We start from the raw sequence: 1,407 nt of genomic DNA on the forward strand, positions 1-1,407 counted from the left end.
GAGTCAGCATGCTGATACTGGATCAGTCCTCCGGCACCTGCTCAATCGCCGCGCCGACCTTGCGCAGCTTCTCCGCCATCCGCTCGTAGCCGCGCTCCAGATGGTAGATGCGGGAGACCTCAGTAGTTCCAGAAGCGGCCAGGCCCGCCACCACCAAAGAGGCCGAGGCCCGCAGGTCAGTGGCCATCACCGGCGCGCCGATCAGCCGCTCGCGGGGAATGCCGGTGACCACCGCGCTGCCGCCGTCAATGGCGATCTCCGCCCCCAAGCGCCGCAGCTCGGCCACGTGCATGAAGCGGTTCTCAAAGATGGTCTCGTGGATGATGGCCGCGCCGCTGCTGCGGGTCATCAGGGCCATGAACTGGGCTTGCAGGTCAGTGGGGAAGCCTGGATAGGGCATGGTGGTGATGCTTGTCGCCCGCAGCGGGCAGGGGCGGCCTGCCCCGTCTGTCGCGCAGAAAGCCGCGCAGCGGCCTGCTTGGGGTTCGACCGTCATTCCGGCGGCCCGCAGCTTCTCGATCAGGGCGGTGAGATGCGAGGGGTCGCAGCCTGTCACCTCCAGCGAGCCGCCAGCGGCTCCGGCGGCGATCAGGTAGGTGCCTGCCTCGATCCGGTCCGGGATGATGCTGATCTCGGCAGGGCGCAGGTCCGCCGCGCCGGTCACGGTCAGGCAGTCGCTGTCCTTGCCCTCGATCCGCGCCCCCATCGCCTCCAGCATGTCAACCAGGTTGCCGACTTCCGGCTCTTTGGCCGCGTTCTGAATCACGGTGCGGCCCTTGGCCTTGGCCGCCGCCATCAGCACGTTCTCAGTCGCGGTCACCGAGGGGATGTCAAAGCAGATGGTGCCGCCAGTCAGCTCGCCCTGTGCGCGGGCCTCGACATAGCCGCCAGTCAGCTCCGTCACCACGCCCAAGGCCTCAAAGCCCTTGAGGTGATAATCAATAGGCCGTGCGCCGATGGCGCAGCCGCCGGGCAGCGAGACGCGGGCCCGCCCTGCCCTGGCCAGCAGCGGCCCCAGCACCAGCACCGAGGCCCGCATGGTCTTGACCAAGTCGTACGGGGCCTCCGCGCCGGTCAGTTGGCTGCTGTCCACCCGCACCGCGCCGCCGTCCCGCTCCCAGTGCGCGCCCATGATCTGGAGCAGCTTGAGCATGGTGCGGGTGTCGCGCAGATCGGGCACGTTGCGCAGGATATGAATTCCAGGTGCCAGCAAAGTGGCCGCCAGCAGAGGCAGGGCCGCGTTTTTGGCTCCGCTGACCGCGATGCTGCCATGCAACGGGCGGCCTCCGTGAATGCGCAGTTTGTCCATGTGTATGTGTAAGAAAAAGCGGCAGGACGATGCGCCCTTGCCGCATGTTTTGGTGGTGATATAGAACAGCAGCTTATGGTCTTGGCAGCGTGACAAGA

Annotated in this window: 1 protein-coding gene; it reads right to left on the reverse strand. The window is 66.7% G+C overall.

What is annotated here, in order from left to right; genetic code table 11:
- Window positions 1-22 precede the first annotated feature (22 nt).
- Window positions 23-1,309, reverse strand: coding sequence for a UDP-N-acetylglucosamine 1-carboxyvinyltransferase (murA, locus tag ACNKID_RS01330; protein ID WP_417911641.1), 1,287 nt, complete (start codon window positions 1,307-1,309; stop codon window positions 23-25).
- Window positions 1,310-1,407: the final 98 nt, after the last annotated feature.

This window comes from Candidatus Electronema sp. TJ (genome assembly GCF_048287355.1).
Taxonomy (GTDB): Bacteria; Desulfobacterota; Desulfobulbia; order Desulfobulbales; family Desulfobulbaceae; genus Electronema.

Bases quoted from the DNA above. Each gene is read 5' to 3' on its own strand.
- murA (WP_417911641.1), bottom strand. From the start codon at position 1,309: ATGGACAAACTGCGCATTCACGGAGGCCGCCCGTTGCATGGCAGCATC.